This is a genomic window from Mycobacterium sp. (assembly GCF_052143115.1).
In the GTDB taxonomy this organism is placed as follows: Bacteria; Actinomycetota; Actinomycetes; order Mycobacteriales; family Mycobacteriaceae; genus Mycobacterium.
Genome location: NZ_JBKQTQ010000055.1, coordinates 36,886 through 44,297, shown reverse-complemented (window position 1 = coordinate 44,297; position 7,412 = coordinate 36,886). Strand labels below are relative to the sequence as shown.

At 65.6% G+C, this 7,412-nt stretch carries 7 protein-coding genes and 1 pseudogene; 5 read left to right on the top strand and 3 right to left on the bottom strand.

Translation table 11 applies throughout. The annotated features are described in order from the left end of the window. The first annotated feature begins 2 nt into the window (after nt 1-2). Nucleotides 3-239 carry a WXG100 family type VII secretion target gene (locus ACLQI9_RS06515; protein WP_442391322.1) on the top strand — a complete coding sequence of 79 codons (237 nt, stop codon included), beginning with the start codon at nt 3-5 and terminating at the stop codon, nt 237-239. 129 nt (nt 240-368) lie between these two features. Beyond that, nucleotides 369-1,166 carry a hypothetical protein gene (locus ACLQI9_RS06510; protein WP_442376519.1) on the top strand — a complete coding sequence of 266 codons (798 nt, stop codon included), beginning with the start codon at nt 369-371 and terminating at the stop codon, nt 1,164-1,166. Nucleotides 1,167-1,261: 95 nt separating this feature from the next. Here ACLQI9_RS06510 and ACLQI9_RS06505 read toward each other — a convergent pair whose 3' ends face one another. Further along, nucleotides 1,262-2,290: a hypothetical protein gene (locus ACLQI9_RS06505; RefSeq protein WP_442391320.1), complete on the bottom strand. Its 1,029-nt coding sequence runs from the start codon at nt 2,288-2,290 to the stop codon at nt 1,262-1,264. Between the two features lie 129 nt (nt 2,291-2,419). Here ACLQI9_RS06505 and ACLQI9_RS06500 point away from each other — a divergent pair, with 129 nt between their 5' ends. Next, nucleotides 2,420-3,433: an Rv2578c family radical SAM protein gene (locus ACLQI9_RS06500; RefSeq protein ID WP_442376516.1), complete on the top strand. Its 1,014-nt coding sequence runs from the start codon at nt 2,420-2,422 to the stop codon at nt 3,431-3,433. 1 nt (nt 3,434) lies between these two features. Here the strand turns inward: ACLQI9_RS06500 and ypfJ are convergent, their stop codons facing one another. Then, nucleotides 3,435-4,313 (bottom strand): KPN_02809 family neutral zinc metallopeptidase, encoded by an 879-nt coding sequence (gene ypfJ / locus ACLQI9_RS06495; RefSeq protein ID WP_442376514.1) that lies wholly within the window; start codon nt 4,311-4,313, stop codon nt 3,435-3,437. Nucleotides 4,314-4,357: 44 nt separating this feature from the next. Between ypfJ and ACLQI9_RS06490 the strand changes: the two are divergent. Together ACLQI9_RS06490 and ACLQI9_RS06485 are read left to right on the top strand one after the other, a co-directional pair. Then, nucleotides 4,358-5,900: pseudogene (locus tag ACLQI9_RS06490) on the top strand (carboxylesterase/lipase family protein). A gap of 296 nt (nt 5,901-6,196) precedes the next feature. Next, complete coding sequence (locus ACLQI9_RS06485) at nt 6,197-6,349, top strand: hypothetical protein (RefSeq protein ID WP_442376512.1); 153 nt, start codon at nt 6,197-6,199, stop codon at nt 6,347-6,349. Between the two features lie 178 nt (nt 6,350-6,527). On the opposite strand, the gene ACLQI9_RS06480 is transcribed toward ACLQI9_RS06485, so the two are convergent. Next, nucleotides 6,528-7,409 (bottom strand): oxidoreductase, encoded by an 882-nt coding sequence (locus ACLQI9_RS06480; protein WP_442376510.1) that lies wholly within the window; start codon nt 7,407-7,409, stop codon nt 6,528-6,530. Between the last annotated feature and the right edge of the window lie 3 nt (nt 7,410-7,412).

The following is a 7,412-nucleotide window of genomic DNA, read 5'->3' as shown; positions in this document are numbered from 1 at the left end:
TGATCCGCTCCCAGGCCGCGTCGTTGGAGGCCGAGCACCAGTCCATCGTGCGTGATGTGCTGGCCGCCGGTGACTTCTGGGGCGGCTCGGGTTCGGTGGCCTGCCAGGAGTTCATCACCCAGTTGGGTCGCAACTTCCAGGTCATCTACCAACAAGCCAACTCCCACGGCTCCAACGTGCAAAACGCCGGCAACAACATGAGCTCCACCGACAGCGCCGTCGGCTCCAGCTGGGCCTGACAACACAAACCCTGTGGCCCGCACACCCACCGGTGTGCGGGCCACAACATTTTTTATAGACATCGCCCTGCTTGCTTTATCGCCGCCGCTCCGCTCGGACCGTCGGCGCTGGAGATTCAGACCCGCGCAGTGCAGCTCGCTTCTGTCGATGCCGTCGCCGATCTGACGGCTGGTCAGGAATTTCCCATCGCCAGCTGGACGGACGTCTACAACGACACCGTCTCCAACCTGCAGTCGCTCGAAGCGCAGATGACCGCCGACCCCCATCCGATCCTGTCGGCGATCGACGCCAACATGACCGAGTATGCGAATGAGCTTTCCTCGGCCGCGCAGACTTCGAGCAGCAATCTGACGAACGCGCTGCAAGATCTGTCGAGCGTGCTGTCGAACGCGTGGAGCGACCTGCAGTCCGGCGACGTGTATGACGCGGAAACGAGCATCTGGCAGGCCCTGCTCCAGGACCCGACGAGCGTGAGCCGACCGTTCGAGAACGGCTACTTCGAGATCATTCAGTCGATGGTGAACAACCTCGACAACGTGCTCCGCCCTGCGGCAATTTACGCCCAAACAGCCGCATCGGACATCATGAGCATATCTGCCGTTCCAGCATGGTTCAGCGATCTTGAAGCGGCTTCGCTGTATGGTCCCAATGCGGCCGAATATGCGATGGCCGGGGTGACCCAGGACATCGTCACTGCGTGGCAAAGCGGCGACACCAGCTTGGCGCTGAGCGATCTCTCGAATGCCCTCTCCACGGTCGCGGACGCATACCTGAACGGCTATCAGGTCGATGACAGCGTCGGTATGTTGGGCGACTTCGCCTCGGCGTTGGACCCCAACGCCGTCGCGGACATCACGTCACAGCTGAGCGGAGACCTGGCACCCAACGCCAGCGGCTGGGCCGTTGATCTCTTCTCGATGTTCTGATATATAGCCGCAGCAAGCTGACACCGAGCGTGACGCCGCGGCGGAGTCTCGCAGAGGCGTTCGCCGTGGCGCTACGGTCGGCTCGGGTCGGATGACTACATGCCCACCGCGGCGCAAGCGCCGAGGATGGTGGTCGATGCGTAGTTAGCGGCGTTGGCTAAGTGGTTATCGGTCGGCGTGTAGGTGGGCAGCGACACAACGAATCCGCGGCGATACTGTGCGGCGAGGTTGGCCAAATCCTGCCAGACAGCGTTATCGCTTTGCCGGCCAAGCTGTTCCAGCTTGCCGGCATACGAGCTCATCACCTGGGCAACCCCATAGTTGACGGCCCTCTGCTCGCGATTCCAGTAGATCGCGGGAATGTTGGGATCCATCTTCTGCCACGCGGCGGTGTCCTTGGCGAACTGATCTAACGCCGACTTCCAGTCATCGCAAACAGGATTGGTGGTAGTGAGGAAGGGCTGCGGGTTAGCGGGATTACCCATCGGGGCGATGTCCGACGGTGGCGCCGCAGGCGGCACCAGCGGACCGCGCGCAGCCGCGGGACCATCGGTGATAGCAGCGCAGATCGACCCCAAAGCAGACGACGCGCTGTTCGCGGCACCCGCCAGGTTGTTGTCGGCCGGCGTGTACTTGGGGACGCGTGCGGCGTACGCGCGCGCGTAGGCGATGAACTGCTGGTACAGCTCGCGCATCACCCGATGTGGCGTCAACTTGACCAGGCCGACCGCCTGCGCTGCGGCACCGCGCATTGACTGCGCCGCCGCGATGAATTGCGCACGCAGCTTCGGCGTCCACGCCGAGGCCGGAACCGATCGATCCCGCTCGTTCCAGAGGCCATCGCCGCTGTGCGCAAGCTCGTTGTTGATCGATGTCCACGCCGCGCAGCTGGGGTCCTCGGTGATCACGGCGACCGGCCCGGTGTCTTTGGCACTAGCGACCGCGGCCGCTCCTTCCTGGCTCGAGCCGTCATCGGGTTGAGCCCCTTTCGGCGCCCCCGAACCACCCCCGCCGAATAGCAACACCAACGCGACGACCGTCGCCAGGACAGCGACCGCGCCGACCGCGCCCATCGCCCACTTGAGGTTTCTATTGTTATCCGGATCGTCAGAATCAGACGTCACGGTGGTCCAGCTTACTTAAATGACAACCTGGCCGCCGCAGGCAGATTGGCGAGGCGCGGGTCGACGAATGTCGCCGCTGTCAGGCGGCGGCAGGGTTGACAGTTAGTCGAACAAGAGTTCGAATAGGGTATGCGGTGGGACAGTCAGAACATCGAGGTCGATGACGGCGCGCTGCCCGGATTGGAGCGCATTGGTTTCGTCCGCAGCGTGCGGACGCCTCAGTTCGATGGCATCACATTCCACGAGGTTCTGTGTAAGTCCGCGCTGAACAGAATTCCCGACGCCGCTGCCGTCCTGCCCTTTAAATACACAGTCAACGGCTACCGGGGTTGTTCGCATGCGTGCCGCTACTGTTTCGCCCGGCCCACTCACGAATACCTGGATTTGGACTGCGGCAACGACTTCGACACCCAGATCATCGTCAAGACGAACGTCGCCGACGTGCTGCGCCGCGAGGTGGGCCGAAGGTCGTGGTGCCGCGAGACCGTCGCATTAGGCACCAACACCGATCCCTATCAACGCGCCGAGGGGCGCTATGCGTTGATGCCGGGCATCATCGGCGCACTCGCGGGGTCGGGCACGCCACTGTCGATTCTGACCAAGGGCACGCTGCTGCGACGTGACCTGCCGCTGATCGCCGACGCTGCCGAGCAAGTGCCGGTCAGCCTCGCAGTCTCGCTCGCGGTCGGTGATCCCGAACTGCACAACCGGGTCGAGCCAGGTACCCCCACCCCGCAGTCCCGCCTCGGGCTGATCGCGGCGATTCGCGAGGCCGGCCTGGACTGCCACGTGATGGTGGCGCCGGTGCTGCCGTACCTGACCGATTCCGCGGAGCACCTCGACGATCTGCTACGCCAGATCGCGGCGGCCGGGGCCACCGGTGTCACGGTGTTCGGGCTGCATTTGCGTGGATCGACCCGTGGCTGGTTCATGTCGTGGCTGGCGCGCACCCACCCGCAGCTGGTCGGGCAATATCGTGAGTTATACCGGCGTGGAGCGTATTTGCCGCCGTCGTACCGAGACGAGCTTCGAGCCCGGGCGGCACCGCTGATCGCTGCGTACGGGCTGGGTGGCGATCAGCGGCGACTCGATGTCGCCCCGCCGCAGCGTGTCGTCGAGACTCCGCAGCCGACGCTGTTCTGAGCTAGTTGAGGTTCGGTTCGCGGAAGGTGTCGCACTGATTGGGGTCACCGGTCTGATAGCCGACGGTGAACCAGTGCTGACGCTGCTCCGACGAGCCGTGGGTCCACGACTCGGGGCTGGTGCGCCCGGTGGCGGCCTTCTGAATGCGGTCGTCTCCCACCGACGCCGCCGCTGACAGCGCGTCGGCAATGTCCTTGTCGCTCAGCGGCTCCAGGTACGGCACCCCGGTGCTCTCCTGCTTGACGGTCGAGGCGTAGTGTGCCCACACCCCGGCGTAGCAGTCGGCCTGCAACTCGGTGCGCACACCGTTGCCGCCGGCGCCTTGCGCGCCCTGCTGAGCGCGGCCGAGGCTTCCCTGCAGATCTTGCACATGGTGGCCGAACTCGTGAGCAACCACGTATTCCTGCGCCAATGGTCCACCGCTTGAACCGAATTGGGTGCGCAGTACGTCGAAGAAGCCGGTGTCGAAGTAGGCGGTTTGATCCACCGGGCAGTAGAACGGCCCGACTTCGGTGCTGGCCGGTCCGCAGCCGGTGTTGACCTGACCGCTGAACAGCCGCACCCGCGGCCGGGTGTACCCGGGCATCAGCTGCTTCCAGACCGCGTCGACGGAGTTGCCGGTAGCCACCACGCGGCACTGCACGTATTGGTTGGCGTCGGCTCCGGTCCGGCACTTGCTCAGATCGAACCCGGGTGCCACGTCCTGACTGGGGTTCATCGGGAGCTGAGTCGCCACTTTGCCGGGGTCGACCCCGAGCAGCAGGGCCACGACCAGGAACAGCAAGCCACCCAGTCCACCGCCGATAGCGATTCCCCGTCCGCCACCGCCGGATGCGGACGTCGTGCTGGTGTCGATCTGCATACCCTCGTTGAAGGTCATCGCATTCTCCGTTGCGTCTATGTCGTGGCTCGCAGCCCGGCGAGATCAGCTTCGCACACTACGATTCAGGCGTGCCCGCGGTTGCCGAAGTTCCTGCTCTCGCGCACACAACCGTCGGCGATCTTCGCGGCACCGCCGAACGCGGCGTCGCGGTGTGGCGCGGTGTGCCGTACGCGCAGCAACCCGTAGGCGAGCGTCGATTCGCCGCGCCGGCGCCGCTCGTGCCGTGGACGGGTGTGCGCGACGCCGTCGAGCACGCGCCGCTGCCGCTGCAGAGCCGCTCGTTGGTCGCGGGCGACCGCAACGACCCGAAGATCCGCGACGAGGCCTGCCTGACGGTGACGGTGTGGTCACCGGATGTGTCTGGCTCGCTGCCGGTGATGGTCTGGATTCCCGGCGGAGCGTTTCTGAACGGCGCCGGACAGCTGCAGCTCTACAATGGGTCGCGGCTGGCCGCCGACGGCAACGTGGTCGTGGTCAACGTGACTTACCGGGTCGGGGTTTTCGGCGGTTTCGAGCTCGGCGACCTCGGCGAGGGATTCGAAAATAATCTGTGCCTGCGCGATCAGATCGCGGCATTGGCCTGGGTGCGAGACAACATCGCCGCGTTCGGTGGCGACCCGGACCGGGTCACCGTGTTCGGTGAATCCGCCGGCGCCACTTCGGTCTTGGCGCTGCTGGCCAGTCCGGCCGCCGACGGGCTGTTCGGCCGGGCGATCGTGCAGAGCCCTGCCTTGCCGCTGATCGCGGATCGCGCCACGCGAGCCGAGCAGGCGCAGCGGTTCCTCAGCCAGCTGGGCGTAGCTGCGGAAGAGCGCAAAGCACTGAAAGAATTGAAAGAACTGCCGCAGCGGCAGTTGCGACGGGCGGCCGGCGAGCTGCAGCTGGCGAGTATCGCGACGACGCCGACGCTGGCGCATGGGCTGACTTACGGCGTCGATCTGCTGCCGCGGCATCCGATCGAGGCGGCGCGGGCGGGCACGGTGGCCCGGATCCCGCTGATCATCGGAACCAACAAGAACGAGGCGTCGCTGTTTGCCAGGGACAAGCCGCCGCGGCAGCAGATCGACGCCGGCCAACATCGACAGCTATTTCACCCGGCTGGCGCCGCAGGCGCGGGCGCGGGTGCTGGCCGCCCATCCCGGCTACCCACGCCGCCGCGCGCTGGAAGCCATCGGCGCTGACGCCATGTTCGTCGCACCGGCATGGGCGTTCGCTGACGCCTACAGTGCGCACGCGCCTACCTATGTCTATCGGTTCGACCACGCGCCGTGGACGCTGCGGGCGCCGGGCCTGGGCGCGACGCATGGCAGCGAGATCGTGCACATCCAGCACAGTTACGACTCTCAGCTGGGCCGACGGCTGCACCCGTTGGGCCGGTGGCTGCCACCCGCGGTGGGCCGTCGGATGCAGCGGAGCTGGCTGGACTTTGCCACCGTCGGCTGGTCGGGCGGTCAGGTCTGGTCTGATGACTGGCCCCGCTACGACACACCGCGGCGGGCCACCCGCGTCATCCGGTCGGCGTCCGACGTCATCGTCGACGATCCCGACGCCGCACGTCGCTCGGCGTGGGCAGGTTTGTACTGATCCAAGTCTCTGGACTCAGCCATCGAGGCCGAGCAGGCTGTCGCCCAGGCCGATTTCAGTGCGGCTTCTGCGGAGTTCGCCACCGGCACCGCTGGTGTGCCCGCTGGTCTAACAGATTCGTTCGAGGGTCTGGACGACGACACTTTCGGTGTTGCGGACAACCTGAACACGGGATTGCTCGACTCGGTTTACAACATAGTCCCCGCCGATAACTTTGAGTTTACCTTCCGACCCCCGCAAACGACACGGCCGCCGTGACCGAGGCGCAAGCCTTCTAAACCATAGGCAACAACGACATGACCACCGAGGCGACGGATTATTCCAACGGCGACTACACCGCCGGTCTGCTTAACCAAGACCTTGGTGACATAAATTTTGCGACTATCCCTGACGAGATTCAATTTGTCGGCGCGGTCGAGGAACTGCTGGCCTTATTTCCCGGTATGTGACGGTTGACCGGCTAAGCCGGGTCGTGGCGCTACTCGGTGGTCGCGAACGTTTACTGAGAAGCGACTGTGATTCTCTGAGCAAAATGGGGAAAACTCCCGATGCGCGGAGGCCGTCTGCCTGCAGAGGAACTCGCCATCGGTGCGGCGGAGGCTCTGGGGCTCTAACAGCCCTGATCGGCTAACCGGGGCCGTCGCTGGCCGCCGCGAACAGCGGCACCAGGACGTCGCTGATTGGCGTCGCGATGCCGTGCGCGCGTGCCTTGCGGATGATCACTCCGTTGCGGATGTCCCACTCCAGCGGGCGGCCTGCCTCGCGGTCGGCGAGTATTGAGGTGCCCATGTCCGTGGGTGCTTGACGGAACATCTCGACTGTCCCGTCGGCGATGTCGTCGGCCAGTTTTGCGCCCTCGGCGCGGGCGACCGCCAGGCATTCGGCGGCGTAGTGGCTGGCCAGAGCGGACAAGTCGTCGCGGCGGAACATTCCCGCACGTCGCCCGGTGAGCGCCATCAGACCGGCCACCGCGTTGAGCAGCAGCTTGCGCCAGGCCGCTGTGACGAAGTCGGGGTCGCAGTCGGCGGTGCCCCCGGCGCCGCGCCACAATTCGGCGAACGCGGTTGCGGCGGGCCCGGTCGGCAGCGCCAGCCGGGCTTCGCTGCGCAGCCGCACCCAGCCGTCGGGTTGCGTCTCGGCCGAAAACCAGACGATGCCCGGGATCACCGTCGACGACGGGCAGTGCGGCTGCACTTGCTCGACCTGCTCGACACCGTTTTGCAGGACGACGACGATCGTGTGCTCATCACACAACCGGGCCAGCCAGCGACCAGCGTCGTCGTTCTGAGTGGCTTTGAGCGCCAGCAGAACGACGCCGACCGGTTCGGTGATCTCGGCGGGGTTGGTGCAGACCGGGCCGGGCACCACGATCGCCTCGGCCTCATCGGGCCGCAGTTCGATCTGTGATCGCGGTGTCCGCCCGCATATCAGAACCGAGTGACCGGCGGCATGCAGGTACGCGGCGGCCGTCGTACCGACGGCGCCGGGACCGACAACTGCAATATCCATGAC